The 25,616-nt window shown below is 46.9% G+C and carries 26 protein-coding genes; 22 read left to right on the top strand and 4 right to left on the bottom strand.

All coding sequences use genetic code 11. From position 1 onward, the window contains the following. The first annotated feature begins 101 nt into the window (after positions 1–101). Entirely contained in the window at positions 102–1,475 is a 1,374-nt protein-coding gene (locus MOX91_RS00740) for a purine-cytosine permease family protein (protein ID WP_370396161.1), read from the top strand. A 59-nt stretch (positions 1,476–1,534) separates the two neighbouring features. Here the strand turns inward: MOX91_RS00740 and ligA are convergent, their stop codons facing one another. Then, positions 1,535–3,721 (bottom strand): NAD-dependent DNA ligase LigA, encoded by a 2,187-nt coding sequence (ligA, locus tag MOX91_RS00735; RefSeq protein ID WP_370396160.1) that lies wholly within the window; start codon positions 3,719–3,721, stop codon positions 1,535–1,537. A 180-nt stretch (positions 3,722–3,901) separates the two neighbouring features. Between ligA and MOX91_RS00730 the strand changes: the two genes are divergently transcribed. Genes MOX91_RS00730 through MOX91_RS00685 form a run of 10 tightly spaced genes read left to right on the top strand, consistent with a single transcriptional unit; the run spans position 3,902 to position 11,279 of the window. Continuing rightward, positions 3,902–5,038, top strand: coding sequence for a phage portal protein family protein (locus MOX91_RS00730; RefSeq protein WP_370396159.1), 1,137 nt, complete (start codon positions 3,902–3,904; stop codon positions 5,036–5,038). A 1-nt stretch (position 5,039) separates the two neighbouring features. Then, positions 5,040–5,756, top strand: coding sequence for a phage protease (locus MOX91_RS00725; RefSeq protein ID WP_370396158.1), 717 nt, complete (start codon positions 5,040–5,042; stop codon positions 5,754–5,756). Between the two features lie 43 nt (positions 5,757–5,799). After that, the gene (locus tag MOX91_RS00720) at positions 5,800–6,480 is read left to right on the top strand and encodes a hypothetical protein (RefSeq protein ID WP_370396157.1); all 681 of its coding nucleotides are present in this window, start codon (positions 5,800–5,802) and stop codon (positions 6,478–6,480) included. Positions 6,481–6,492: 12 nt separating this feature from the next. Beyond that, the gene (locus MOX91_RS00715) at positions 6,493–7,407 is read left to right on the top strand and encodes a hypothetical protein (protein WP_370396156.1); all 915 of its coding nucleotides are present in this window, start codon (positions 6,493–6,495) and stop codon (positions 7,405–7,407) included. Between the two features lie 51 nt (positions 7,408–7,458). Continuing rightward, positions 7,459–7,908 carry a hypothetical protein gene (locus MOX91_RS00710; RefSeq protein ID WP_370396155.1) on the top strand — a complete coding sequence of 150 codons (450 nt, stop codon included), beginning with the start codon at positions 7,459–7,461 and terminating at the stop codon, positions 7,906–7,908. Continuing rightward, positions 7,905–8,351: a hypothetical protein gene (locus tag MOX91_RS00705; RefSeq protein WP_370396154.1), complete on the top strand. Its 447-nt coding sequence runs from the start codon at positions 7,905–7,907 to the stop codon at positions 8,349–8,351. The genes MOX91_RS00710 and MOX91_RS00705 overlap by 4 nt, the downstream gene beginning before the upstream one ends. 3 nt (positions 8,352–8,354) lie before the next feature. Continuing rightward, positions 8,355–8,744: a hypothetical protein gene (locus MOX91_RS00700; protein WP_370396153.1), complete on the top strand. Its 390-nt coding sequence runs from the start codon at positions 8,355–8,357 to the stop codon at positions 8,742–8,744. Between the two features lie 4 nt (positions 8,745–8,748). Beyond that, positions 8,749–8,904: a hypothetical protein gene (locus MOX91_RS00695; protein ID WP_370396152.1), complete on the top strand. Its 156-nt coding sequence runs from the start codon at positions 8,749–8,751 to the stop codon at positions 8,902–8,904. Continuing rightward, positions 8,901–10,613, top strand: coding sequence for a hypothetical protein (locus MOX91_RS00690; protein ID WP_370396151.1), 1,713 nt, complete (start codon positions 8,901–8,903; stop codon positions 10,611–10,613). The genes MOX91_RS00695 and MOX91_RS00690 overlap by 4 nt, the downstream gene beginning before the upstream one ends. 3 nt (positions 10,614–10,616) lie before the next feature. Next, positions 10,617–11,279, top strand: coding sequence for a hypothetical protein (locus MOX91_RS00685; protein WP_370396150.1), 663 nt, complete (start codon positions 10,617–10,619; stop codon positions 11,277–11,279). 32 nt (positions 11,280–11,311) lie between these two features. Here MOX91_RS00685 and MOX91_RS00680 read toward each other — a convergent pair whose 3' ends face one another. Next, positions 11,312–12,817, bottom strand: a complete 1,506-nt coding sequence (locus MOX91_RS00680) for a glycine--tRNA ligase (protein WP_370396149.1) — start codon at positions 12,815–12,817, stop codon at positions 11,312–11,314. 181 nt (positions 12,818–12,998) lie between these two features. Here MOX91_RS00680 and MOX91_RS00675 point away from each other — a divergent pair, with 181 nt between their 5' ends. Both MOX91_RS00675 and mnmM read left to right on the top strand, forming a co-directional pair. Continuing rightward, complete coding sequence (locus MOX91_RS00675) at positions 12,999–13,223, top strand: hypothetical protein (protein WP_370396148.1); 225 nt, start codon at positions 12,999–13,001, stop codon at positions 13,221–13,223. A 57-nt stretch (positions 13,224–13,280) separates the two neighbouring features. After that, positions 13,281–13,832 (top strand): tRNA 5-(aminomethyl)-2-thiouridylate-methyltransferase MnmM, encoded by a 552-nt coding sequence (gene mnmM, locus MOX91_RS00670; protein ID WP_370396147.1) that lies wholly within the window; start codon positions 13,281–13,283, stop codon positions 13,830–13,832. Here mnmM and MOX91_RS00665 read toward each other — a convergent pair. Next, positions 13,829–14,746: an ABC transporter substrate-binding protein gene (locus tag MOX91_RS00665; RefSeq protein WP_370396146.1), complete on the bottom strand. Its 918-nt coding sequence runs from the start codon at positions 14,744–14,746 to the stop codon at positions 13,829–13,831. The genes mnmM and MOX91_RS00665 overlap by 4 nt on opposite strands. Before the next feature lie 151 nt (positions 14,747–14,897). Between MOX91_RS00665 and rpmF the strand changes: the two genes are divergently transcribed. The 8 genes from rpmF (at position 14,898) to MOX91_RS00625 (ending at position 22,298) form a co-directional block, all read left to right on the top strand. Then, a complete protein-coding gene (rpmF, locus tag MOX91_RS00660) occupies positions 14,898–15,077 on the top strand; it encodes a 50S ribosomal protein L32 (protein ID WP_370396145.1) in 180 nt (59 codons plus the stop codon). Between the two features lie 106 nt (positions 15,078–15,183). Beyond that, positions 15,184–16,275: a phosphate acyltransferase PlsX gene (gene plsX / locus MOX91_RS00655; protein ID WP_370396144.1), complete on the top strand. Its 1,092-nt coding sequence runs from the start codon at positions 15,184–15,186 to the stop codon at positions 16,273–16,275. After that, positions 16,268–17,260, top strand: coding sequence for a beta-ketoacyl-ACP synthase III (locus MOX91_RS00650; protein ID WP_370396143.1), 993 nt, complete (start codon positions 16,268–16,270; stop codon positions 17,258–17,260). Before plsX ends, MOX91_RS00650 begins: the two co-directional genes overlap by 8 nt. 6 nt (positions 17,261–17,266) lie before the next feature. Next, entirely contained in the window at positions 17,267–18,502 is a 1,236-nt protein-coding gene (locus MOX91_RS00645; RefSeq protein ID WP_370396142.1) for a tetratricopeptide repeat protein, read from the top strand. Positions 18,503–18,515: 13 nt separating this feature from the next. Next, positions 18,516–19,025, top strand: a complete 510-nt coding sequence (gene lptE / locus MOX91_RS00640) for an LPS assembly lipoprotein LptE (protein ID WP_370396141.1) — start codon at positions 18,516–18,518, stop codon at positions 19,023–19,025. After that, entirely contained in the window at positions 19,019–19,681 is a 663-nt protein-coding gene (rpe, locus tag MOX91_RS00635) for a ribulose-phosphate 3-epimerase (RefSeq protein WP_370396140.1), read from the top strand. Before lptE ends, rpe begins: the two co-directional genes overlap by 7 nt. Positions 19,682–19,852: 171 nt before the next feature. Continuing rightward, complete coding sequence (locus MOX91_RS00630) at positions 19,853–20,830, top strand: PEP-CTERM sorting domain-containing protein (RefSeq protein ID WP_370396139.1); 978 nt, start codon at positions 19,853–19,855, stop codon at positions 20,828–20,830. 172 nt (positions 20,831–21,002) lie between these two features. Continuing rightward, positions 21,003–22,298 carry a PEP-CTERM sorting domain-containing protein gene (locus MOX91_RS00625; RefSeq protein ID WP_370396138.1) on the top strand — a complete coding sequence of 432 codons (1,296 nt, stop codon included), beginning with the start codon at positions 21,003–21,005 and terminating at the stop codon, positions 22,296–22,298. Positions 22,299–22,355: 57 nt separating this feature from the next. Here MOX91_RS00625 and MOX91_RS00620 read toward each other — a convergent pair whose 3' ends face one another. Further along, positions 22,356–24,905, bottom strand: a complete 2,550-nt coding sequence (locus MOX91_RS00620; protein ID WP_370396137.1) for a right-handed parallel beta-helix repeat-containing protein — start codon at positions 24,903–24,905, stop codon at positions 22,356–22,358. A 269-nt stretch (positions 24,906–25,174) separates the two neighbouring features. On the opposite strand from MOX91_RS00620, the gene rpsO reads away from it, so the two are divergent. After that, positions 25,175–25,444: a 30S ribosomal protein S15 gene (gene rpsO / locus MOX91_RS00615; protein WP_370396136.1), complete on the top strand. Its 270-nt coding sequence runs from the start codon at positions 25,175–25,177 to the stop codon at positions 25,442–25,444. Positions 25,445–25,616: the final 172 nt, after the last annotated feature.

Below are 25,616 nucleotides of genomic sequence, written 5' to 3'. Positions count from 1 at the left end.
ACCCGAACATTTCGGGTCTTTTTTTTGCGCGTCTCTTTTGGCTTGATAAAAAAATAATTTCAGCTTAGCATTTTATGTAATTCATTTAACACATAAATTGTATGAAAGAAAATCTACCATCATATTTGGCGGAGGCTAAGCCGAACTCCGCGGAAAACAGAACGGCTTGGTTCAAAAACATCGCTCCGTCGTATGCGGGGATAATTTTATGGTTCGTGTTCTGGCAAAACACGGTAAACATCGGCGCGGGAGCAGGCGGTCTCGCACAGGGCGTTTTAACTCCGATTATCGGCGTGGTGATAGGCGCGATTTTGTGCTATTTGCTCTACTACAAAGTTCCCGCACTTATGGGCATGAAAAGCGGAATGCCTCTTTATGTGATAGGCTCTTCGGTATTCGGCGCAAAAGGCGGCATTGTAATGCCCGGGCTTTTAATGGGGCTTTTGCAGTTCGGCTGGGTCGGCGTAAACATTGCGGGCTCTTCCGCGCTTCTTTACATGTGCCTGCCAGAATCAATGCAAACAACCGCCGCGCTCTACGGTATAATGATAGCCTGGGGTGCGCTTGCAACTTTCATGGGACTTGTAGGTATTAAGTATGTCGCAAAAATTTCCACTTATCTGCCGCTCATTCCCCTTGTGATTTTAATCATTCTCGTTGCAAAAACCGCTTGCACGGTTTCAAACTTCGATCCCAAAGTCTTTGCACCAATAGCTGACGCGGCAAAGGCGGCTCCCATTTCCAAACTTGCAATCATATCCCTTATAACAACCGCAATGATTGGCTTCTTTGCAACTGCAGGCGCGGCAGGCGCGGACTTTGCAACGGGAGCAAGAAACAAAAGCGACGTCCGCTGGGGCGGTTTGGTCGGCATCACTTTCTTTATGATTTTCACGGCAGTTGCGGCAATCGTAATTGTAGCAGGCGCGTACGGCAACAAAGATATGCTGCCGGCATTGATTCAGGCGAAAATGCCCCTTGACGCGACAGTCGTAATGAACGCGGTATTGGGTTCTTCAATAGGAAAGATTTGCATGTTCCTCTTGGCGATTTCCGCTTTCCCCGCCGCATGCTTCTCGGCAATGATTGCGGCAAATTCGTTTAAAACAATGCTTCCGAAAATCAACGCAAACCTCTCCGTTGCGATTGGCGGAGCGGCGGCAATCGCGCTTGCATTAACGGGCGTTGCGGGAAAAGCCGTTACGATTTTCGTGTTCTTCGGAGCAAGCTTCGCGCCCATTTGCGGAGCATTGGCGGCAGACTATGTATTGGCAGGCTTCAAATGGTCGGGCGCAAGGGCGGGTCTTAACCCCGCAGGCTGGATAGCATGGGCGGCAGGTTTTATCATCGGCGTTTTGCCGATGTTCGGCTATCTTAAAGACTTGCCGTTCAATCCCGTTATTTCCTTCTTTGTGGGCGCGGGTTTATACGCGATTTGCATGAAGGCGGGGCTTAAAACAAAACTTGTAAAGTAGGCTTTCAAAAATAAAAAATCGGCGGGCTCAATTAGAGTTCGCCGATTTTTTTTGCGCTTTTAAAAATCAAAAAGCGACATTTGCCCCGAAGAATTTTGGGGCGAAGAGTTTTTACTTTTTATGGGAGTTTCGTCCGACTTTACGCCGAATCCCGCGGAAGCTTCGGCTTCTTTAAGCATCGAAAGAAATTCGTCCTCGCCCAGAATTTTTACGCCCAATTCGCGGGCTTTGTCTAATTTAGAAGAGCTTTCGCTTGCGCTTATTAAAAAATCGGTGGTTTTGCTTACGCCTGAGCCTACCCTGCCGCCGTAAGACTCTATAAGGCGTTTTGCATCGCTTCTTCCCATAGAATTCAAAGTTCCCGTAAGCGCGAAAATCTTGCCGCCGAAAGCCGCCGATTGCGAATTTTCCTCCGCCTTGAAATTCAGTCCGCTTTCGCGCAACCTGTTTATTATGCGCAAATTTTCATCGCTTTTGAAGAACTGCAAGACAGAAAATATTATCCGCTCCCCAACCCCCGAAATATCGGAAAGAGCCTTCATGTCCGCACTCATGAAAGAATCGAGACTCTTAAAGGCAAGCGCAAAATCCTTTGCCGCGCGCTCCCCGACATACGGAATGCCAAGCCCCGAAATAAGCCGCCACAAATCCCGCTTTTTGCTGTCTTGAATTGCGCTCAAAAGATTTTCCACGGATTTTTGCTTGAAATTCTTTATTTTGTACAAATCGTCGGCATTCAAAGTGTAAATGTCGGCAAAATTTTTCAAAATTCCAAGAGACACAAGTTGGGAAACAACAGCATCGCCAAGCCCGTCTATATCCATGCAGGCTCGGGACGCGAAGTGGATAATTCTTCTTCGCATCTGTTCGGGGCATTCGGGGTTTATGCACCTTAAAACCGCCTCGTCGATATTGCGAACAAGAGTTGAGCCGCACTTCGGGCAATGTTTAGGCGCGGCATACGCCACTGCGTTTTCCTTTCGGTATTCGGGCAAAATGCGAACGACATCAGGTATGATTTCTCCCGCCTTTTCGATTTCGACAACATCTCCTATTCTTATGTCTTTTCGGGCAATTTCGTCGAAATTATGTAATGTTGCGCGCGAAACGTTTGTGCCCGAAAGCAAAACAGGAAGCCTTGCGCCCTCTTTTTTGGCGTCTTCAAGCTCCGCAACGGGAGTAATCGCGCCCGTTCTTCCCACTTGCAAAGTGATGTCATAAATTCGAACTTTTACGCGCGCGGGCTTGTACTTCCATGCGGTTGCCCAGCGCGGAAATTTGCTCGTCCACCCCGCGAGAGAGTAAAGCGACATATCGTCTAATTTCACAACCGCACCGTCTGTGTTGAAGTCGAACGCGCCGCGCTCTTTGTCAAGAAGGCAAATTTTTTGGAAAACTTCATCTATCCCGAAAGCAATGGAATACCAATTGACAGACGGAAGACCCAAAGACTTTAAAAACTTAGCAAGATCGCTTTGAAAAAGTATCTCCGCTCCCTCTATTTTCCCTATCGAATAAAAGTTCGCAAGAAGCGACCTTTGGGCAAGAATTTTCTTGTCGAGAAGCTTCAAAGTCCCCGCCGCGAGGTTGCGCGGATTTGCGTAAAGCCGAATTTTTTTTGACGGATTTGCCTCTTCTTCCCCGTCAAACCGCGCCTGTTCGTCCGCCGCAAATTCAGCCTCCTGCCGCGCCCGAATTTTATCAAATTCGGAATTCGCCATAAAGGCTTCTCCGCGGACTTCCAAAAGCTTGGGAATATTCCCGCCACTTAATTCAAGCGGAAGATTTTTTACGACGGAAACATTGCGCGTGATGTCGTCTCCCACGCTTCCGTTTCCGCGCGTCAAAAGGCGCGAAAGCTTGCCGTTTTCGTAAACCGCGGAAATCCCCGCGCCGTCTATTTTAGGCTCAACTACATACTTCAAGGCTTTGGAAGAGCCTATCGCCCTGCGCAGTCTCTCGTCAAACTCCTTTAAATCCTCAAAGCTGAACGCATTGTCCAAGCTGAGCATTTTTGAAAGGTGGGCGCGCTTTTCAAACCCGCTTGAAGCATCGTCGCCAACCTTTTGAGTGGGAGAATCCGCGCTGTAAAATTCGGGGTGGGCGTCCTCCAAATCGCGGAGCCTGCGCAAGAGCCTGTCGTATTCCGCGTCGCTTATTGCAGGCGCGTTTTCAATGCGGTAAAGCCGCTCGTATTCCGCAATCATTTTGCGCAATGAAGAAATTTCGTCTCCCGCATTTTCCATGTTTTTTATCTTTTATTTTTCGACGCAAAAATCAACCCAAAATCCACAAACTTCAAAAATATCAAACGCACGCGCCATATCAAAACAATCAGTTTAATCCAATACATCCAAAGTACGTTTGCGCAATTTTTGCTTTCGGGTTATATTGCGCCCATGAACGCAAATCTATCATCAATTCAAATGCCTTCCCGAAGAATCGGGACAGGCGCGTTAAGAAATTTAAAGCCCGAAACACTGGCGAGGGCAATCGAAGCTTTTGAAGCGGGCAGACTCGGCGCGGCGGCAAGAATATTTGAAGCGGTCGCAATGCGGGACGACTTAATAAGCGGGCTTTTTCTAAAACGCCGCAAATGCGTCGCCCGCCTCGACGGGGAAGTCGTCGCGCTCGATGAAAGTAAAACGGCGCAGGAGCACGCAAAGGTTCTGAGAGACTTCTACTCTTCCATCGAAGTAGAAAACCTTGCCGATAAAAACGAGCGCGGAGGGCTTAGAATGCTCGTAATGCAGATGATGGAATCGGTGGGAATGAAATACTCCGCGCACAAAGTGGAATTTAAAAGAAAAGGTTCGTCGCTTTCCGCAAAATTCGTCCGCTATCCCCTTTGGCTTTTTGAAAACACTTCGGGGTCGCTTCGCCTTTTGGAGTGCGAGGGGCAGTTAAGAGAAGGAACGGAGCTTAAAGAAAAAGAATGGCTCATAACAACTTCTGACGGGCTTATGATACCAAGCACAATCGCCTACATTTTCAAGCATCTCACACTGCGCGACTGGCTAATCTACTGCGAGCGAAACGGAATGCCGGGAGTGAAAGCCAAAACCGACGCCTATCCCGGCAGCGAACAATGGGAGGCGGCGTGCAAAGCAGCAAGCGACTTCGGAGCGGAATTTCACGCAGTGTTTTCGCAGGGTACGGACATCGAAGCGATAGACTTGTCAAGCCGCGGCGCACTGCCCTATCCCCAGCTCGTTGAAAGAATGGACAGAATGCTGTGCGCGCTTTGGCGCGGCGGAGACCTCGCGACAATGGGAGGCAAGAGCGAATTGGGCTCGACTTCGCAATGGTACGAAAGCTCCCTGATTGAGGAAGACGACGCCGAAAATATATCGCAAACACTTAACATGCAAATAGACAAAACCGTAATCGAGCTTGCTTTCGGCAATACCGCGCCGCGCGCAAAGTTCATACTGCGGCTTCCGGACTACGAAAGCCATTTGTCGGAACTTTCCGTAATCGAACGCCTTGCAAAAATAGGCTTAAAACCCGACCCGCTAAAACTCGCAAAACGCTTCGGCTTTCCGCTGAAAGAGGAAAAGTGAAATGCACAGGGAATACATCGACTCTGTCCAGCTCCTATGCCCTTTTGGCAACTGGGCGCATCCAAAAGGAATGCAGGTTGTTGACAAAACCGCCTGCGAAAAAATCCGCAACAACTTCATGAGAAGCCTTGCGAGAATAAGAGGCTTGCCCATATACGTCGGACACCCCGACGACAAAGGCGGAATTTTCCCGTTAAAATCCGCAGGCAAAATCCAAAGCGTCTGCATAACGGAACAGGGGCTTGTGATTTGCGCAAGATACGAACGCAAGGTTTTTTCGGAAATTCAAAGCGGAAGACTCAAATGGTTGTCGCCAAGATGGCAAATGGAAAAGCTAAAAGACGGTTATTTCAGACCCGTAAGGCTCATTTCGGCGGGGCTTACAAACCGCCCGAACATTCCGTCGAGCGGCTCGATGCTGCTATCTTATGCGGATTTTGAGAAGTCTGTTTCGGAAGTCGAAAAGATGAAAGTGAAATTATCCCTTGCCATTAAAAAAATCGCCGAATGCATAAAATCGGAAAAGGCGGTTTCGGCGGAAGCGGAATTTCTAAAAAACGAAAAGATGGATGAAAACATCGCAAAACTAAGCCAAAAGCCGCAGGCGTTTGAAATGGCGGCAATGGCGCTCGCCCTCGCAAAAGAAAACGGCGGAGACTACGCGGCAAGCTTTGCAAAAATACGCCGCAAATACTACGGCGCGGCAAAAACAAAATAATTCATGGGCTGACAGCCCAAAAAAACAAACAAAGGAAAATACGATGAAAAAAATAAAAACATACATTGCGCGTCTTTTTTGCGCGTTCAAAAACCGCCCCTTCTGCAACATCGCCGAAGGCACGCACGCAGGCAGGATAACCCGCGTCGCAAAATCCGAAATTCCGTCGTCGAACCTGCTTGTCAAAGCAAGCGAAGGCGGAATCGAAGTAGCAGGCGCCATCGACACACCGATTGGCGTATGCACCGATTGCGGCGAAGAAGGGGACATCTTAGATGTCGCGCTTCCGGGATGCGCCGAAAGCTCCATAATCTGTATTGCAAACGGCGCGGTCATGGAAGGCGATTTGCTCTATTCGGCAGACGGCGGAAAGGTTTCGGCAAACATAAGCCCCAACTGCCACAAGGTGGGGATTGCCCTCTCTTCCACTTCCTCGGGCGGAGTTGTAGAAGTCGATCCCCAAGGATTTGGCATGAAAGCCTATGAAATCCTCGCATGCGGGCTTCACACATGGGCGGCAGGCGCGTCAACAACGGATTATCTCACTATTTCGGGAATAAAAGAAAACGACTGCGCCTTTGCCGTGCTCGCACAGGCAGGCGGTTCTGAAACAAAAGTAAAGGCCGCCATAAATTCCGAAAGCGGAAAAGTCGTCTTCACCCTCGATGCAAACGGCACAAACAACTCCACCCTCATCAACTGGATGATTGTAAGAAATTCATAAGAGGAAAAAGAAATGGAAAACATCACACAGGCAAACCAAAACAAATTCAACGCGGCTACATATTCCGAAGCCCTCACCGCCTTCACTGTCGGCTGGCAGGATAATGACGCCTCAAAAATCTTAAATTTCATAGCCCCCGCAATTCCAGTCGGCAGGCGATTTGAATTCAAACGCTCCGACAACGCCGAAGCGTTCTACTCCGAAAGCGACGATCTGCGCGCAATCGGCTCGGAATTCAAAAGAGTGCAATACAAGGGCGAAAGCGTGAACGAAAAGACCTTGAACAAGGGTCTTACCATGCGCGTTGACCACGACGAAGTTGCCGACGACGACTGGCAGGAACGCTATACGCAAATCTTGTTGCAGAGGCTTCTCCGAAACGAGCTTAGAAGAGCAATGTCCGCGCTTGAAACCATTGCGCAAAACGACGGGGAAAAGACTATCTGGAATTCTTCCGCAAACCCCGACGCCGACATCAGAGCGATGCTTTCGGCATGCGCCGACCAAAGCGGAGTGAGGGCGAACAAAATCCTCTTTGGCGAAGACGCATGGGCGATGCGCCTCGACTGCCTTGAAAACCAGTCAACATCCGTCGCATTCAGGGCAAGCTCCCTCACCCCCGACGAGCTTGCCGCGAAATTTATGCTTGAAGGCTGCAAAGTCTTGTCGGCGAGATACCAGCAAAACCCGACGCAAAAGGCAAAAATCGCCTCCAACAAAATATTCGCATTCAGCGCATTCGACGGCGCCTCAAAAGACGAGCCGTCAAACTTGAAACGCTTCTACACTCCAAGCCCCGAAGGCACGGCGTTCAGAGTGTATTTGGAAGAACACGCAAAATATACCGACATCACGGTCGAGCACTATTCGAGCATTGTGGCGACAAGCACGCTCGGAGTCCGCTCCCTTGAAATAGCAAACTCCTAACCCCAAGCCGCCCGCGGCGCGGCAAAAACGCCGCGGGCGTGCCAACTTTTTATGAACTGGATAAAAATAACACATCAAGACTTGGAAATATCGCTAAACAAAAGCCAGCTTGAAATTTTGCAAGCGGCGGAGTTTGCAAGCCCGGGAAGAGACATAGCAGAAAGCGTGATATCCATGGCGGTGTCGCGCATAAGGGCTGAAATATCTGCGGGACAAATAAATAGCATAGACCCCGACCATTCGCGCATTCCGCCCGAACTAAAAGAATGCGCTCTTTCGCTTGCACTGGAAGCATTGCAGGCGCGCCTTCCCGACATGCCGATGCCCCCTTCAATTTCAAAGCGCGCGGATTTGGCGCGCGAAACACTCGCAAGGGTTGCGGAAGGCAAACTACCCGTGTCGCAGCCGCTTTACGGCATAAAAACCGCGAAAAAGAAAGGCGTCAGCATCTTGAAAAGCAGGCGGCAAAACTTTTCGTCAAAAACCATGGAGGGGCTATGACCACGAAATCGGAAATAGAAAAATTGCAAGAGGCTGTCGGCAGGCGGCTTTTGCTTGCAGGAGATTTCGCAACCGCGAACATATATCTTGAAAGCGCGAAGCCCGGCAATCTCAAATCAGGAAATTCCGCGTGCGGAGTAAAAATCACAGTGCGCGTTCCAATGCCGCAAAGCGCGTCAAAATACGCGGCGGGCCCCGTGTTCTCAAAAGTCGATTTGCAGATTTTAATCGAACGCGACGACGCCGTGGCAAAGCACACCCCGTCCATTGCCTCAATCGCCGAAAGCGTCACGCTTGCCCTGCACAACTGGACGGCTCCCGCGGACTGCGGCTACGGCAAGGTGCGGATTTCAGAACAGCATCCATGGCAGCGCGTTGAAAACAAGAATATGCAAACATCCGCAATGCTCGTAAACTTCTCAACCCAATCGGTTTTAGGATAAAAAATGAAAATAAAATACTCGAATCTCACAATATCGACTCCTGAAAATCCCCCAAAAAATTTTTCGCTCACCCTAAAAAAGACCCTGCAAACCGACAAGGCAATCGGGCTTGAAAACGCAATGGTTTCGGACAGGGGCAACTGCGTCTCGTCGGTTGCGTTCAGCGTGGAAAACTCGCGCAAGACTCCCGCGCTTGCTGAAGAATTTTGCATTGAATTTCTCCGCGAAATTTCAAAGCTGCCGCCATCGCCGCTCGAAATCATTTTCGGAGAGGGAGAAAGCAAAAAATCCTTTATAATAGAAAATGCGGCAATGTCGAAATGCAAGGCGTCAGTCGAAGGGCGCATAACAAGCCACTCGCTTGAATTTACGGCGGGAGAGGCAGGAGAGTAATATAATGGAAGAAGAAATCAAAAACCTCGAAAGAGAGCTTGCCGAAGCCGTTGCGGAAATGCAAAGGCAAATGCAGATTCTCGAAAACGAAATAACTTCGCTTAACTCAAAACTTGAAGAGACAGCAAGCCAGCTTCGCAACATAAGGCACCAAATATGAATTCTCCGCAAAAAAAATGGAGCGTAAAAATAAACGGGAAACCCTTTCCTATTGGCGATTTAAAATTAAAATCGGCAGTCCTTAACCTGCGCACGCTGGCTTCCGACTATTTTAAAATTTCCTCGCCAAAAAAGTTCCCGTTCGCGGAAGGCGACAAGCTTTCGCTGTTTTTTAACGGAGTTTGCAGATTTGCGGGAAACTGCAATTCCCTGAAAACTTCCATTTCGGCGCAGAAAAAAAGTTATGAGGCAGTCTTTAAAAACGCGTGGGCGGAGCTTGAAAAAATCCCCTACACACAAGATTGGCAGGCTCTGCTTGAAGACGCCCAAGCAATATCGCCGCAGAGAATATCGCGAATAATTCTCGGGCAGTCCGCAGACGGGGAAAAAATTTCGGCAGGAGAGCAAATCGCAGACATCATTGCGTGCGCAAACTCGAAGGGAGCGGGCATTTCAACAAGCGAAATCGGCATATCAACCCAAATTCCCGCAGACGAAGCCTCCGACATGTCCTGCGCGCAGGCGATTTTGCGCGTCCTGAAATGGATGCCCGACATCGCGACAGAATTTGATTATTCAAACGAAAATACCCCTGTATTGAACTTCAAAAAACGCTCCGCCTGCGAGACCGTGTCGATAGAAAACGCCGCCGTCAAAAGTATTTCGTTTGAAAAGAGAAACGATTTAAAAGTGCAAAACGTATGCGTAAACTATGAAAAGACAAACACCGTAAACGGCGCGGCTTTCAAGGCGGTAAGCCGCGACGTATATCCCCCCGAATCCGACATCGGCTGCAAAAATTCCCTCATGCTGACCGTTCCGCTAGGCGGCTATTCCCAAAAGACACAGCACCAAAAAGTTGAAACGGCGGACATTTCAATTTCAAGTGAAAGCTGGTGGAAAAGCAAAGTCCCGTTTTTGAACAATTCAAAAATATCGCACTTTAATTTAAAGAACATAAAGCGAAAATCAACGCTTCCGCGCGAACTTTTGTCGGGCAACATCATGGAGTGGATGCTTTGCGCCATCGAGCGCGACACTATATCGGCAGATGTAGAATATTACATAGACGGGAAAGTCGCCGGCATGGAAAGCGTGAGCTTGAAACTGCTTGCAACAAACGCGCGCACCACAACATATTCGAGAACGGTTACGACATCAAAGCAGGAGCCGCAACCCTCGGGGCTTGCGCAAGCGATTTTTGAGGCGACAGAAGATACGCAGACAGAGGGAGAATGCGCCATTATAAACGCGCAAAACCTAAGCTTGTTCCTAAAAAACATCCTCTATGAAAACGAACTTGAAAACGCTTGCGTTACGGAGACGGCTCTCGACATTTTTAAAGGAGAGCTGAAAGCAAAATTCGGGCCTCCGAAACACCTCTACCCCGCCGACATCGCGGAGCTTTTCCGCACGGCGTCAACCAGAAAAACCGTGCAAAACCCGCAAATACGCCTGACGGGCGAGACATCAAAAGACAACACTTTCCAATATTCCGACAATGTGTACACCCCCGTAATCGCGGGCTTTCCGCAAGATTCGTACAAGCTTTCGATTGCAAACCCCGAAGACGGAAGCGAAATTGTCTCTATCGACCCAAACGACATTCCATCGACCGACGAGGTCAATGACATATCGTTAAAAAAACTTTTGATAGTTTCAAACGGCAATCCGCGCCATGCGTATTTTTTAATGAGCAACATCATCTAAGCAATGCCAAAACCATTCACAATCTTAGGCTGTGGAAACGGCTTTAACTTTTGCCTGCCTAGGCTTTCAAACGACGAAACCGAAGGCTTCCAAACCCTGAAAAACATCAATCTGAAAAAAGCGATGGATTTTTACTGGAATATGCGCAAGGTAAAATTTTCAGGGCATGCGAAAGTCGATTTCCATAGCGACCATTTCTACAACCGCAGTTTTGAATTTTCCACTGAATTTGATGAAACCGTTTTTGACGAAACGGGAAGGGAAACGCAAGTTGCGGCATTTGCCGACGGCAATTTTTTGACAGAGCCGATGGATAGGCAGTTTGATTTGTTCTATTCAACGGATGAAAGAAATCAAGTGCTCCTGATGTTGAAAGGCCCGTTTTTAAACGACATTGATTTCGATATTTCAAGAGCGGATATTTCAAGCGGAATTTACGCTTTCAAGATATTTTTTGAAGCCGACTATGCGCTGAGTGAAATGTCGATTTCAACGCGCGAACCCGATTTGCCGAGAATGCTCCTTAGAGAAACAAAAACCGCCAAATTCGACACATTCCCGTTCCCGATTTACGTAAGCACAATATATAATGAATATGTAATTCCAGACTACGAATTTGAGATTTCCGATTTTGAACCGCAAACATACACAGCCGCAGACTACTAATCTTCGGCTGTGCTGTTTTATGCAAAAAGGGGTTAAGCCCCCGCTTCTTCTATATGCTTTATGACCTCGTCAACGCTGAGGCGGACTTGCTTCGTCGTGTCGCGGTCGCGCAAAGTCACGCTGCCGTTGCCTTCGATTGTCTCAAAGTCAATAGTGATGCAAAACGGCGTTCCGATTTCGTCCTGGCGGCGGTAGCGACGGCCGATTGCGCCGGTTGCGTCGAAAAACACGTTCCAGCGGTTTTGAAGTTTCGCGTAAACTTCCCGCGCGCGGTTGAAGAGTTCGGGCTTGTTCTTGACAAGCGGGAACACCGCGGCCTTAAACGGGGCTATGCGCGGGCTGAATTTTAAGAAAGTGCGCTTTTCAGCCTGCCCCTTGTCGTTTGGAACTTCGTCTTCGGAGTAAGCTGCGGTCATCACCGCAAGGAAAGTGCGGTCAACGCCGAGAGACGGCTCGATGACGTGCGGCAAATATTTTTCCTTCCTTGCTTCGTCAAAATATTCCAAATTTGTCTTGGAGGCGTTCTGATGCTGGGTAAGGTCAAAGTTTCCGCGAACGGCGATGCCTTGCAATTCCTGCAATCCGTGCGGGAAATGGAAGGTGATGTCGGTGCACGCCTTTGCATAGTGGGCGAGCTTTTCCTGCGGATGGACGTCTTCCGCCAAGTCTTTTGCGGGAAGCCCTATCGAAACGAACCAAGCCTTGCATGCGTCAATCCACTGACGGTGCAGAGCCTTCCAATCGTCATATGGTGAAATGAAATACTCGATTTCCATCTGCTCGAATTCGCGGCTGCGGAATATGAAATTGCGCGGCGTGATTTCGTTGCGGAAAGCCTTGCCGATTTGCGCAATGCCAAACGGCAGCTTGACGCGCGAAGTGTCAACAATGTTTTTAAAGTCGGCAAATATGCCCTGCGCCGTTTCGGGTCTTAAATAGGCTATCGCGGTTTCGTCGCGGAGCGCGCCTACATAGGTTTGGAACATCAAATTAAAGTCGCGCGGAGGAGTGAGAGAACCCGCCTTGCCTGTCGCGGGAGAAGGGATAAGCTCGTATTCAAACGGCTTTGCATCCATGTAATTTTTTAGGACGATTTCCCCCAACGAGCCTTGCTTTGCAAGCTTGCGCTTTAATTCCGCCGCTTTTTCCTCGGCGTCGCGCTGCATATTTTCGTCTTCCAAGACAGAGACATAGCCTATGGTTTCGCCGTCAACCTTAACTTCCGCAAAGAAGAGCTGGTCGGCACGGAAGCGCAATTTCGACTCCTTGCAGTCAACCATCGGGTCGGAAAATCCGTCAACGTGCCCCGAAGCCCGCCAAACATTGGGGTGCATTATAATGGAAGCGTCCAAGCCCACAACGTCGTCGCGCTTATGCACAAAGTCTTTCCACCAAGCCTGCTTGATGTTGTTTTTCAATTCCGCGCCAAGAGGCCCGTAGTCGAAAAACCCGTTAAAGCCGCCGTAGATTTCGGACGACCTGAAAATAAACCCTCTGCGCTTGCAAAGGCCTTCGATTGTTGCCATGTCAACTGCCATAATAAAATTCTTTAAGCCGTACTATTAAAATATCGCCTTTCGTTTCGTCAAGACTGTAATAAACAGAGGTTTTTATCTGTTTGCAAAGAACTGCCCCTTTGGAGGCATTTTTTTTAAAAATATGTTTGCATGGCGGGCAAATTTATATTTATGATACTGTATATAAAGGAGATATTTTACTATGGCAAACAAATCAAAGTGTCCTTATTGCAACGCAACAATAACTCGTTTGAACGTAGAGGAAATAGAGCTTGAAAGAGACGCGGGAGGCCCCTGGAAAGGAGTTTCATACGCTTGCCCCGTGTGCCGAAAAATTCTCTCCGTAAACGTAAATCCCGAAGTTTTAAAGCACGATGTCGCGCTTTTGGTGCAGGGTGCGCTGGACGGCTCGAAAAAGTTGAAATAACTTGAATATCCTCCAAAAAGGCTTGCTTTTGCATTCGCGGCAGATTCATTTGACGCAATGAATTTGACACAAAAAGCGAAAGAAATTCTTGCGGATTTTTTGGCTCCGATAGAAGCCCCCGTTTCAATCGACGCCACTTGTGGAAACGGCTTCGATACTTTGTTTCTTGCGCAAAACTCCAAGCAAAACGGCAAAGTATTTGCTTTCGACATACAAAAAAACGCGGTTTTGCAGACAAAAAAAATCTTAAAAGAAAACGGACTTTCCGAAAAAGCGGAAATTTTTGAAGCGTCGCACGCTCTCTTGAAAGAGAAAATACCAAGCAGATACTTCGGGAAAATCAACGCCGCAATGTTTAATCTCGGCTGGCTTCCAAAATCCGACAAAACAGTAATCACAAAACCCGAAAGCACCATAAAAGCCCTTGAATCGCTCGCAGAAATCGCCGATGAAACAAATCTTATAAGCGTCCTTGCCTATCCCGCTCATGAGGGCGGAAGAAGCGAACTCGAATGCGTGGAAGAATATCTAAAAAAGTATTCCCCCCGGATTTTCAGGGACGAGAAAAACCCTAATTCCCCCGTGCTGTTTATTTTTACCATGCGCTAATCGCCCATTTCGGCTCTAATCTTGCGCAGCTTTTCCGCCGCATAAACGATACGCGGAGACGGGGTTATGATTAAATCGGTGGGCATCATGAAAATATTGCCCTTCTTTACCGCTTCGGTCTTTGACCAAACCGCGGATTTTTTGAGTTCGGTCTTCTTTCTTTCAAAATCGCTTTCATCGTCGGACTGCACCACGACCACCTGCGGAGACGAAACCAAAATGTACTCCTTCGGCAAGACCGCCCATGCCGCTTTCGTGTTTTTTACGACATTTTCAAAGCCGCAATTTTGCAAAAGCCTGCCTGCGTATGTATCAACGCCCGCCGACATGTTCCCGAAAAGGAAAATCGCGCGCGGGCGATTTTTAAAAAAAGATTTATCGGCGGTTTCGAGCCTTATTTTTTCAGCCAAGGCAAATCCCTCTTTCCGCTTTCCAAACAGAGAGCCTATTATTTCGGCGTTTCTTGCGATATTTTCAAGCCCGTCGGCATAAACCAAAAATACCCTGATGCCAAGGCTTTCAAATTTTTTCATCAAAAAATCGGCGGAGACATCGTGCAAAACAACAATGTCGGGCTTCAAGTCCAAAATCTTTTCAAAATCAGCGTCCACAAAGCCGCCGACCACTTCCTTCTTTGAAAGCTCTTCGCGAATGGTTTTTCCAGATTCAGTGCTTGAAAGAGATTTCGGATATTTACAGAATTTTGAAACGCCCAAGAGGCTGCCGCCCGCCCCGACAGCGCAAATGGTCTCGCTCACCGCAGGGGAAATCGAAACCGCCTTCGGAGGCTCCGAGAATTCAAATTTCCTGCCCTTGCAGTCAAAAACTTCATATGCGCGCAAAAAGCCCGAAAACGCGAAGCACAAAAAAAACGTTGCAAACGACTTAAAAACATTCATCATTACCAAAATCATAAAAAATTAAGCTTTTAAAGAAGTCAAAGCCTTTATTTGAACAAAAAAGCTTATTTTTTAAAAAAATCGGTAAAAATAGTTGACAGACAGGCAAGAATACCTACTTTTGCTTGTTTTCAATTTCAATATTTCAGAAATAGACAGGTAATATATGGGACAACCAAAACGCAAACAGTCCAAGCAGCGTTCACGCAAGCGTCGCGGCGCAAATCAATTTGAACTTCCCCAGTTGATGAAAGATTCGACTGACGGCACTCTCTATATGCCCCACAGAGTAAATCCCTCCAACGGCACATACAGAGGCAGGCAAGTCATTAGCGTGAAGGTTTAAGCTTAAAAAAGCTTAGACTTTGCCAAAACATACGGGTGCGACGTTTTTTTATGGAACTTGCCCCCGTTTTTCGTATATATTCATCTTAAAAACAAAAAAGAACAATATGGGCGAAATTTCGAGCAAGGCATGCATCGCGGTTGACGTAATGGGCTCCGACAGGGGCGCGGGCGCAATAATTGCAGGCGTATGCCAAGCTTTGAAAGAAAACAAAGGCGACATAAAAATCATCGCCGTTGGAGACGAAGGGGAAATAAAGGAAAACCTGCGTCTCCATGGTTTTTATAAAGATTCGCGCATAGAAATTCACCACGCAAGCCAAGTCATAGAAATGAGCGAAAAGCCAATCCAGGCAATGCGCTCAAAAAAAGATTCGTCCATGATGAGGGCGATAGACTTGGCGAAAATCGGCGCGGCGGACGCAATTTTAAGCTGCGGAAACACGGGCGCGCTGATGGCGGCGGGAACAATCAAATTGCGCACGATGGCGGGCATTGAACGCCCCGCGCTCGGCGCGGTAATCCCAAGAGACGGGAAAAATTTTATTTTGGTGGACGTGGGGGCAAATCCCGACCCGCGCCCGACTAATATGCTCGACAACGCGATTTTGGGCGCAAATTACGCGAGAGTTGCGGGCATAGTCGAAGAGGGAAAAATGCCGAAAGTCGGCCTTCTTTCAAACGGCACAGAAGACGGCAAAGGCAATATGTTGACTCAAAACGCGCACATTCTTTTGAACAACTCCAAAAACGTGGTCAACTACGCGGGGTTAATAGAAGGTTTCCAAGTCTTTCAAGGCGACTGCGACGTAATTATCTGCGACGGATTTACGGGCAACGTTCTATTAAAAACGCTCGAAGGCATAATGAAGATGTTGAAGGGAATGCTAAAAGAGGAGTTGACGAGCAATATCCTCCGCAAATTCGGGGCTCTTTTGTCAATGGGTGCATTTCAGGGGGTCAAAAACAGGCTTCCTGTTGAAAAGTTTTCGGGCGCGCCATTGCTCGGGCTTAATAAACTCATAGTAAAAGGGCATGGCTCAAGCGACAAGGCGCAGGTTGCGGGAGCTTTGGGTATTGCGATAAAATGCGTGCGCCGCCGGCTCAACGAAAGCATCGAAAAAGATCTTGCGAAAATACAACTGGAGGCGGAAAAGAAAAAAGCCGTAGAATCCGAAACCCGAAACGAGAATGAATAAATCAATAATAATAGCCGGCACAGGCTCGTATCTTCCCGAAAAAATCATCACAAACCACGACATCGCAAAAACAGTAGATACCTCCGACGAATGGGTTTACACCCGCTCGGGGATAAAAGAGCGCAGGATTGCTAAAAGCGAAGAAGCCGCAAGCGACATGGCTTTGATTTCTGCGAAAAGAGCGATTGAAAACGCAAAGTTAAAGCCCGAAGACATAGATTTGGTAATCGTTACGACGGTGACGCCCGACATGATGTTCCCGTCAACCGCCTGCATCTTGCAGGCAAAGCTCGGCATACGCAACAACATACCGTGCTTTGACATTGAAGCGGCTTGCTCGGGGTTTGTTTACGGGGTTGAAGTAGCCTCAAAAATGATGAAATCAGGCTATTACAAAAACGCCCTTGTGGTTTCATCGGAAAAACTAAGCGGCATACTCGACTGGCAAGACCGCAACACATGCGTACTCTTCGGCGATGGCTCGGGCGCGGTTGTCCTTTCCACTTCGGAAGAAAAAGACGTAGGCATTTTAGACACGGTTTTGGGCGCGGACGGCTCCGACACCGCAACTTTGAAGCTTCCCGCAGGCGGCTCTCTAATGCCAGCAAGCAAAGAAACTGTCGAAAACCGCCAGCACTTCATACAAATGAACGGGCGCGAAGTGTTCAAGCACGCCGTCAAAATAATGGGGGAAAAATCTTTTGAAGTCATTGAAAGATACGGCATCACTCCCAATGAAATAAGCCTTTTAATTCCACACCAGGCAAACACAAGAATTATAGAAAGTGTTGCAAAACGCTTGAAATTGCCGATGGAAAAAGTGTTCGTAAACATCGAAAAGTACGGCAACACCTCGTCGGCATCAATTCCCATAGCCCTTGACGAAGCCCTTAAAGCGGGAAAAATCAAAAAAGGAGACTATATTTTGTTCGTGGCATTCGGTGCAGGCTTGACGTGGGGCGCAACTTTGGTAAAGTGGCACTAATTCAATATGCAAAAACGCGTTTTTAAAACTTCTTTGATACTGCTGATTGCAGGAATTTGCGCATCGGCAAACGCTGCCCTTGTTTGGGAAAAAGACAAGGGCTGGCAGGTCGAAGGCGGAGTTTTGGAAAACGTGATAGGTGAAAAGGCCGAGGCAAAAAACGCATTGGAAGCCATGAACAAGGCGGGCAAAGCGCAGGAAGAAGGCGATTTTTCCGCCGCCATCGACTATTATAAAATAGTGGTTCAAGAATACCCACTTTCGATTTTCGCCGCCGACGCCTATTTGCAGCTTGCCGTTTTATACAAGCGCGACGGACAGTTTTCGGAAGCGTACAGATGCTTGGAGTTAATCGTAAAAAATTATCCTGGGTTTGAAAAGTACAACGCGGTGATTTCCGAAGAGTACGACCTTGCAAGCACAATCCAAAAGGGGGCGCGCCCGTATTTGTGGGGAGTAATACCTTGGTTTAAAGATTTCAATCTTGCGATAAAAATATATGAAAGCGTGGTTTCAAACGCACCTTTTGGCGACTACGCGCCCCTCGCATTGATGAACATATCCATAATCGCAAACCATATCGATAAGCAGGAGCTTGCAATCGACGCACTCGACAGAATCATAAACACCTACCCCCAAAGCTCCCTCACCCCCGACGCCTACTTGCAAATGGCAAACACCTACCGCGAGATGGTTCAAGGCGCGGACTATGACCAGTCAACAGTGGTGAAGGCAATGGATTTTTACCAGGACTTCATGATTTTGTTCCCGCAAAACGCCTCAATAGCAAACGCGGAAGCGGGATTTGAGCTGATGCAAGACATTCACGCGCGAAGCCGCCTTGTCATGGGAGATTTCTACTACTATTACAGAAACAACAACAAAGCCGCCTCCATTTTCTATAACGAAACCATAACAATCGCGCCAAAGAGCCTTGCGGCAACAGAAGCGCAGGCGGGATTAAAGAAAATAGCAAACGGCGAAATCGCCCCGATGACGATTGTCGATTTCTTCTTCGGCAGATACAAACGCCCGTCTTACGATGCCTACGAAGACGAAACAAAAATAGAAAAGCTGAATGCGGAAGCGTTTGAAATAAAGTCCGCCGAAGCGTTCATTGAAACTCCCACAATTGTTGACGAAAACATCGAAGCCTCTTCAATAAGGGAAGAAAAAGACGCCCAAAAGTCGGCAATCAAAAATTTTGAAAAGACTTTGAAAGACGAAGGTTTTGTAAAATAGAAAGAACAGGCTTATGCGCGCATTCTTAAATTTTCTGGTTTTAACGCTTTCAAGCCTCGCGCTTTGCGCCTGCAATTACACCCTCGAAGGCACGGCGCAGCCTTTGCCGTTTAAGACGATAGCGGTAAAACAGGTTGTGAACAACTCCTATGCGCCGCAAGCCTCAAACCCGCTGATGACGCAGGTTTGCACAATGCTTTCACAAACTCCCGCCCTTACCTTGACGAGCCTCGACGAAGCCCAGGCAGTCCTTGAAATCACTTTGGACGACTACACGAAAAGCGTGTATGCTACCCGATATGAAGATACCGACATGGCGCGCGCAATAACGGTACAGCTTTCCGCAAACTGCACTCTGCGCAATTTGAAAACGGGCGAAGTAATATTCAAAGACAGACCTTTCAGCGTAAAAAACCACATATTTAACGACGAAAGCTTCCTTGACGGAGAGTACCAAAATATGACCACTCTCACGGGAATGCTTGCCCGCAAAATAGTCGATTCCGTTTTGGGAATATGGTAAAAAATTCATTAGTTCTTGCTCCGTCAATACTTGCGGCAGACTGCGCCGCCCTCGGAGACGCCGTGGGCAAAATCAAAAACGCAGGGCTGAAATGGGTTCATTTCGATGTAATGGACGCTCATTTCGTGCCAAACTTGTCTTTCGGTCCCCAATTTTTAAAGAGACTGCGTGAGCTTTACCCCGACATGTTTTTCGACGTCCACCTGATGATGGATAATCCGCATCTTTATATAGACGCATTTGCCTCTGCGGGGGCAAGCCTCATAAACGTGCATTTGGAACCCGATTTTCCGCTTGCAGAAACACTGCGCGAAATTCATTTGAAAGGACTTAAAGTGGGAATCACAATCAAGCCCAAAACGAGCGTTTTTGAGCTCGCCCCCTATCTGCCCTTTGTGGATTTGGCAATGCTTATGACAGTCGAACCCGGATTTGGCGGGCAAACCATTGTCGAAAACGCGCATGAAAGAATTGCGGCTTTAAAAAAATTGCGCGAAGAAATGAAGCTTAATTTCCGCATTGAAATAGACGGCGGAGTTACAGCCCAAAACGTTTCAAACTGCATAAAGGCGGGCGCAGACACCATAGTTGCGGGAACGGCATTTTTTAAACATACAGACGAACTTCTCGCCGCAATAGCTGCCGAAAACAAATAAAAGTTTTGCTTAAAACTCTCTGCTCCGAAACAAATCGGAGCTTTTTTGTGTCATTTTTTCGCCCTGTTTTTCCGTAAAATAAAACAAAATTTCAAAGCCGCAAGTATATGAAACAAAAACATTAAAAAATTTATTGACTTGCGCAAAACTCGGAATATAAAAAACATTATTATGAAAAAACACATATCTATAATCTCAACAGCCTTGCTGTTTGCCTCGGCAAGCGTTGCAACCGCAGCAACCGCACTATATACATTCTCCGATTCTACAGGTAACGAATACGTTAATGTTTGGGATGCTTTGAAGAAAGATCCAACCGAATACGGTTCTTTTACAGGCAACAATGCATTTAATGTTTATTGTAACGCAATCAACATCAACGCAGGTAGTCTTGCCGTAAATTTGGATATTACAAATTTTGGTGAAAGCTACCCCTTGGGTAGGTGCGAAAATGCGGCTTTCATTGGTAGCAATTTCAATATTCGCTTAAATAACGGCAATAGCACAAACATAGGGGGCTTTAGCGTTAAAAATGGAGCAACACTAACAGTATCAGGCGAAGCAAACTTAAACGCTAATGGAGAGCTTAAAATGAATGAAAATAGTGCTGGCACAGTCATAGTAAAAGAAAGCTCTACATTCTATAACGCTAACACAAAGCTGGGTTCTGCAACTGCTACAACACTACAAAAAATTACAATTGAAGGCTCTAACAATACTGTAACTTTCAGAAACTTTCAACTCATTGGTGGTGTAGATACATCAGTTGAAAATGTAACTGGTGGTTTGGTTGAATTTGTTGCAGATGCAGATGGTCTTACAACGGTTAGCGTAATAGGTGGCAACCAGTCGTTCTCCGGCTCTATTGCGGTTGACTTTACAAATCTTTTGTGGGACGAATCTTGGGGCGAAGAAAAAACATTCACACTTTTCAGCCTTGAAAGTAATATGTCAGACTTTGAAAACTGGATTTTAAATAGCGACTTACAAATCATAAAGGGTGCAACAGATGCAACATTCAACTTTGATGCAAAACACCTCTATGTTACAGTTGCAAAAGATGCGTTATCAATTCCCGAACCTTCGACATACGCGGCAATCTTTGGCGCAATCGCACTTGCATTTGCGGCATACCGCAGAAGGAAATAGCATTTTTTCATAAAACCCGAAAACTCCGCGCGGTAATGTGCGGAGTTTTTTTATAATCCGCAAAAAACAGCATCAAAAAAAAGACGTAAATATTTGTAAAAAAAAGATTAAATAATCTTGACTATACTGAATCTCCGAAAAAGAATATATTTTATATAAGTTATTTATTCCTATGAAAACCCTAAAAAATTCAATATATTTTTGCGCACTCGCTTCTTTATGCGTTTCTTCTTACGCGGCAAACATCTATTCCCAAGCAGACGGGAATTGGAACTCAACCGATACATGGGAAGGCGGCACAATCCCCACCGAAGCCGACACCGTAATGATGAAAGGTCATACAATTGATATTACCGGCACTCAAAAAATTACGGGCTTGGGTGGAAGCTTTTCAAACTCAGGCACTTTGAATATCGACGGAGCCGACGCAAGCCTTACGCTTTCTGGAGCTTTGCAGTTTTGGTATAATTCAAGCCAAACGATAAACGTGAAAAACGGAGCAAATGCAAACATAAGCGAAGTAAGCTGGGGAACAGGTGATTTGTCCCATGCAAACATGAACGTATCGGGCGGCTCAACCCTCACCGTTGGAAGATTCAGCCAATTCAACGGCTCCAAAATCGCAAACGGCGGTTCAACCCTCACTGTTGATAATTCAACTTTCAACATCTCAAGTGGCACAAATGTCGGAAGCAGCTTTGCCGGCTATTCAATGGTTATCGATTTGAAAAACAATGCGTCGATGAACATGGCTCCTTCAGGCAAAAAAGGCAGTTTGACATTAAATGCAAGCGGCTCGGGCAGCCAAGCCCTTGTCAATATAAACAGCTCCACGCTAAACGGCATTGACACCTTGAATGTATCTTACAAAGAAGGCGCAACAAATAAAATGGTCATAATGGGCGAAAACGCCAATGTGCATTCTTACAGAGTATACATAGGCGATGACACGGTTGCAACAGGTTCTGCGTCAATCCAGCTCGGAGGATATGACAGCGAAGGCAACTTCGTGGCGGCGGGCGCAAAGGCCCTTTCAAATGACTGGGAATTTTTTGTAGAAGATTCGGGAAGCCTCGACTTCCTCTTGGGAGACTCAAATGCTCTCACTTCAAAAGACAAATCCCAGGCAATAGTGCAGGCAAGATTCTTTAAGTCTGTAAACGGCGTGATAAATGTTGACCTTGCAAATATTTCGGATTTGGAAGACGGTACATACTATTTTGCGCTCATATCTTCTACGGAAGACATCTCGGAAACTTCAAATAAACTTTTGGACAACAAGCCTTTCGATTGGGACAACGACCTCGTGGTAATTGATTCCGACATCGCAAAATTTAAGGAATGGACTGTTGAAAACAACACTCTCTTCATTTCGGTTGACGTTATTTCAGTCCCCGAACCATCGACATACGCGGCAATCTTTGGCGCAATCGCCCTCGCATTTGCGGCATACAGAAGAAGAAAGTAGTTATTTTTTCATAAAACAAAAAACTCCGCGCGGCAATGTGCGGAGTTTTTTTGCGCCTTATTTGTTAGGAAGAATTTTAAAGTTTGCAAACTGCGTTTTTGCGCCGCTATCGCCTGTAAATATAAACCCCATCCAGCCAAAAGTTTTTGACGGATTTTCAGAATTTATACTTATGCTTGTATTTACAAGTTTCCTGCCGTTTGAGTTTGAAATATTTAAAGCGTGAACAAAGCAGGCATAGTCTCCATTTACCTCCAAGAACATTTCAACATCAAGCCATTCGCCTATCGGAAGTTTGGCATTGGTAGGCATAAATACGGCATCTTTAATTTGAAATTTTGCCCCGCGGTTTAATACTCCCTCGTTTTCACGCAATTCAAAAATAAAATCGCTGTTTTCCGAAAGCTTCATCTTAAATGAAATCTTGACGGTTTGCGGCTTTGTGAAATTACATCTGTAAAAAAAGTACGGCATCCAGCTCGGCGTTGTTTTTTCGTCTGAAACTTCCAAAATCCGCCCAAGGGAAGCATCGCTTAAAATGCGCGCCCTTTCCCCGATGAATTCCATTTTAAGCATAGGCTTTTCATTCAAGACTTCGCGCGAAAAATCGTCATCGACATAACGGGCAAAATTTGCGCTTTTCGCCCTATTTGCAACTTTCGGGAATTCGTAATTTTTCAAAATTCCCTCAGCAATTCTGCGCATAAGCCCTTGGGGTCCCGCCTTTGATATTTCCAATTTTTCAAAGCCGATTTTTTGAAACGCGCCGCCGTTTTTTATCTTGCCTGCAATGACGTCGGAAACGCTGAATTTAGCCACAAGCGAATTTTTGTCCTGACCCGACTTTTGCCATGCGCCAAAATCCATTCCGCCGAAACCAAGCGGAAAACCGCGCCGCCAATAGACGTTGAAATCGAACTCTGCGTCTTCGCGTTTGGGGGGATTTCCCCTGAAAAGAGGCGATTTTTCGCCAAACAAAACCAGATTTTTTTTGAATGAAAAAGAATTTTTATTGTGCCTGCCAAGCCCGACCTGAAAGTCTTTGGAATCGGCAAACAAATTGTTTTCAACCGCGCAGTTTGAGCCATAGTGCATGAAATATCCACCCTCCTGCGCGCGAATTACGAAATTCTTGCGCACAGAAAACCCCGAAGAGCCTTCGTCGTTGTAAATTCCCCAACCGCCGTAGTTGTGGCAGGTGATGTCGGAAATGACATTGCCAGCAATCTCTGAGCCAGCGGAAGAGCCGAGGGTGTAAATACCACCCAAGTCGCTCATCTCGCCGAACGACAAATGGTGGATTTTGTTGAAATTTATCTTGTTGTTTTGCGTATGTGTCGGCGCACTTCCCCAAGTCCAGCCCACTGAGATGCCCGTGTAATAGCCGTCGAAAATCTCGTTGTTTGATATTTTGCAAGAATTTACGTCAAACGCCAAAATCCCGATGCCCGACTTGCATTCTCGCCCGTAGTTGAAAATCAAATTGTTCGCAACTTCGATGCGCCCGCTCGTAAGCCCGTCAAGTTCGGGATTTGCGCCCGAAGCGGCTTTTTGCAAAACTCCCAAACGCGCGCCGCCCGCCCCCAAGTCGTGCATGATGCAATTTCGGATTTTTGAGTCCCAGACAGATTTTCCGAACTCGATTGCGTAGCCTCCCGCGCGCCTGAATATGCAAAAATTAAATTCTATGTTTTCGGCGTTTTCAAATTTCACAAGAGAAGGAAACGAAGTAGCACCCTGCGCCGAAGTCTGCCACGCCCCGTTTTCAAGAGCCTTTACGCCGCCGCACTCAAAGCTTACGTTCTCAAACTTCACGTTTTTAAGCTTGTTTTCCGCACTATCTCCGCACCCGACCAAAAGGGTTTCAAGCGCGGGATAAAAAGCGTCGGAAATTTCAGAATAAGTCTTGTAAAAGACTTCCCTTGAAGCGGCGTCAAAGTAAAACTCGCCCTCTTCGTCAAGCCCCGCGCGGGTATTTAAAATCTTGTAGCGCGGATTTTTATCGTAAATGAAAAACGGGCGGCAGGAAGCGGGCGGCAAAAATTTCAGCAAGACGCTTTCCCCGTCCAAGCCCTCCTGAGACAGGCTTTCAACTTTCAGCCACAAGTGTATCCAAGACATGTAAGCGTCAATCCGCGCGTTTTTAAGCTCCGTTTTCTGCAGATTTAAAAGCGGCAAGACGTCGTTTTTGTCGGCAATGAATTCAGAAGAGCTTCCCCCGCGCTCCCTGCTTGGAACTTTCTCTTTTATGAAGAAATAATCCCCGTTTGGAATTTCCGAAAATCTTGCCCTTCGAGAGTTTACATACAAAGACGAAACATCCCCGCCGACCTTCGCCTTCCAAATTCCGCCGCCGACATTACGCCAATTTGCGATTTTCCTCGCGGAGCTTATCACGGTTTTTCCCGAAGGGTCGCCCAATACCGTCAAGCCGCAATGCTTGTTTGAAAGGATAAGAGGCTCGTCCAAAAAGTAAGTTTTAGATTCGAGTTTAAGCGTTTTTCCCTTTGAAAGAGCGGCTCTATCAAACGCTTCCTGCAAGCTTGACACCGCAAAAGCCGAAACGCCAAAAAGCGCAAATATTAAAAACAAAACAAATTTCACCATATACACATATCCTCCAATGATATTTTCAATTTCCCAGAGATATTTTCAACATAAAACGCGCGATAAAAAAAGCTTGCAATGAAAGCCGCAAAATGCGAAATTTCCATTCTTTATAAAAGCGTTAGATTTAAGCAGGTCCTTTTTCTTGCAAAAATCCGCAGTTTTAGCCGAAAGAACTTTCGGAATTTCAGCGGCATTTTCGGCGCGGAGCTGGAAATGCGGGCGTAAAAATCCGCCCCGAAAACTGTGAAACACGGAAAGAAATAAAAATGGCAGACAAAGTAATAGATAAAGAAAGCATCATCAAGGAATACCGCCTTGACGAAAAAGATACAGGTTCATGCGAAGTGCAGGTAGCTCTTCTTTCGGCAAGAATCGCGCACCTCACAGACCACCTCGCAACCCACAAAAAGGACTTCCACTCGCGCAGAGGTCTCATTGCAATGACTTCAAAGCGCAGAAAGCTCCTCGATTACTTGAAGAAGAACGACCTTGAACGCTACAATTCGCTCATCGTTCGTTTGGGCTTGCGCCGATAATTACGCGACAAAGCCGTACTTTCCGTGCGGCTTTTTCTTTGCGCAAAAGGCGTTTAATGCGGGAAATCCGCAGTGAAAGCAAGGAAAGTTCGGGTTCGTCAAAAAAAAATTCAGCCCGGCTTTCTTTTTTAAACTAAAATTTAGCGATGCTAAGACGTCCGACCCGTCAGTC

The organism is Intestinicryptomonas porci, from assembly GCF_033971905.1.
Taxonomy (GTDB): domain Bacteria; phylum Verrucomicrobiota; class Verrucomicrobiia; order Opitutales; family Intestinicryptomonadaceae; genus Intestinicryptomonas; species Intestinicryptomonas porci.
The sequence above is the reverse complement of the archived record's forward strand: the minus strand, read 5'-3'. Positions and strand labels throughout refer to the sequence as shown.

Excerpts from the sequence above, each read along its gene's own strand:
- MOX91_RS00740 (WP_370396161.1), top strand. The coding sequence starts at position 102 with ATGAAAGAAAATCTACCATCATATTTGGCGGAGGCTAAGCCGAACTCC.
- ligA (WP_370396160.1), bottom strand. The coding sequence starts at position 3,721 with ATGGAAAATGCGGGAGACGAAATTTCTTCATTGCGCAAAATGATTGCG.
- MOX91_RS00730 (WP_370396159.1), top strand. The coding sequence starts at position 3,902 with ATGCCTTCCCGAAGAATCGGGACAGGCGCGTTAAGAAATTTAAAGCCC.
- MOX91_RS00725 (WP_370396158.1), top strand. The coding sequence starts at position 5,040 with ATGCACAGGGAATACATCGACTCTGTCCAGCTCCTATGCCCTTTTGGC.
- MOX91_RS00720 (WP_370396157.1), top strand. The coding sequence starts at position 5,800 with ATGAAAAAAATAAAAACATACATTGCGCGTCTTTTTTGCGCGTTCAAA.
- MOX91_RS00715 (WP_370396156.1), top strand. The coding sequence starts at position 6,493 with ATGGAAAACATCACACAGGCAAACCAAAACAAATTCAACGCGGCTACA.
- MOX91_RS00710 (WP_370396155.1), top strand. The coding sequence starts at position 7,459 with ATGAACTGGATAAAAATAACACATCAAGACTTGGAAATATCGCTAAAC.
- MOX91_RS00705 (WP_370396154.1), top strand. The coding sequence starts at position 7,905 with ATGACCACGAAATCGGAAATAGAAAAATTGCAAGAGGCTGTCGGCAGG.
- MOX91_RS00700 (WP_370396153.1), top strand. The coding sequence starts at position 8,355 with ATGAAAATAAAATACTCGAATCTCACAATATCGACTCCTGAAAATCCC.
- MOX91_RS00695 (WP_370396152.1), top strand. The coding sequence starts at position 8,749 with ATGGAAGAAGAAATCAAAAACCTCGAAAGAGAGCTTGCCGAAGCCGTT.
- MOX91_RS00690 (WP_370396151.1), top strand. The coding sequence starts at position 8,901 with ATGAATTCTCCGCAAAAAAAATGGAGCGTAAAAATAAACGGGAAACCC.
- MOX91_RS00685 (WP_370396150.1), top strand. The coding sequence starts at position 10,617 with ATGCCAAAACCATTCACAATCTTAGGCTGTGGAAACGGCTTTAACTTT.
- MOX91_RS00680 (WP_370396149.1), bottom strand. The coding sequence starts at position 12,817 with ATGGCAGTTGACATGGCAACAATCGAAGGCCTTTGCAAGCGCAGAGGG.
- MOX91_RS00675 (WP_370396148.1), top strand. The coding sequence starts at position 12,999 with ATGGCAAACAAATCAAAGTGTCCTTATTGCAACGCAACAATAACTCGT.
- mnmM (WP_370396147.1), top strand. The coding sequence starts at position 13,281 with ATGAATTTGACACAAAAAGCGAAAGAAATTCTTGCGGATTTTTTGGCT.
- MOX91_RS00665 (WP_370396146.1), bottom strand. The coding sequence starts at position 14,746 with ATGATTTTGGTAATGATGAATGTTTTTAAGTCGTTTGCAACGTTTTTT.
- rpmF (WP_370396145.1), top strand. The coding sequence starts at position 14,898 with ATGGGACAACCAAAACGCAAACAGTCCAAGCAGCGTTCACGCAAGCGT.
- plsX (WP_370396144.1), top strand. The coding sequence starts at position 15,184 with ATGGGCGAAATTTCGAGCAAGGCATGCATCGCGGTTGACGTAATGGGC.
- MOX91_RS00650 (WP_370396143.1), top strand. The coding sequence starts at position 16,268 with ATGAATAAATCAATAATAATAGCCGGCACAGGCTCGTATCTTCCCGAA.
- MOX91_RS00645 (WP_370396142.1), top strand. The coding sequence starts at position 17,267 with ATGCAAAAACGCGTTTTTAAAACTTCTTTGATACTGCTGATTGCAGGA.
- lptE (WP_370396141.1), top strand. The coding sequence starts at position 18,516 with ATGCGCGCATTCTTAAATTTTCTGGTTTTAACGCTTTCAAGCCTCGCG.
- rpe (WP_370396140.1), top strand. The coding sequence starts at position 19,019 with ATGGTAAAAAATTCATTAGTTCTTGCTCCGTCAATACTTGCGGCAGAC.
- MOX91_RS00630 (WP_370396139.1), top strand. The coding sequence starts at position 19,853 with ATGAAAAAACACATATCTATAATCTCAACAGCCTTGCTGTTTGCCTCG.
- MOX91_RS00625 (WP_370396138.1), top strand. The coding sequence starts at position 21,003 with ATGAAAACCCTAAAAAATTCAATATATTTTTGCGCACTCGCTTCTTTA.
- MOX91_RS00620 (WP_370396137.1), bottom strand. The coding sequence starts at position 24,905 with ATGGTGAAATTTGTTTTGTTTTTAATATTTGCGCTTTTTGGCGTTTCG.
- rpsO (WP_370396136.1), top strand. The coding sequence starts at position 25,175 with ATGGCAGACAAAGTAATAGATAAAGAAAGCATCATCAAGGAATACCGC.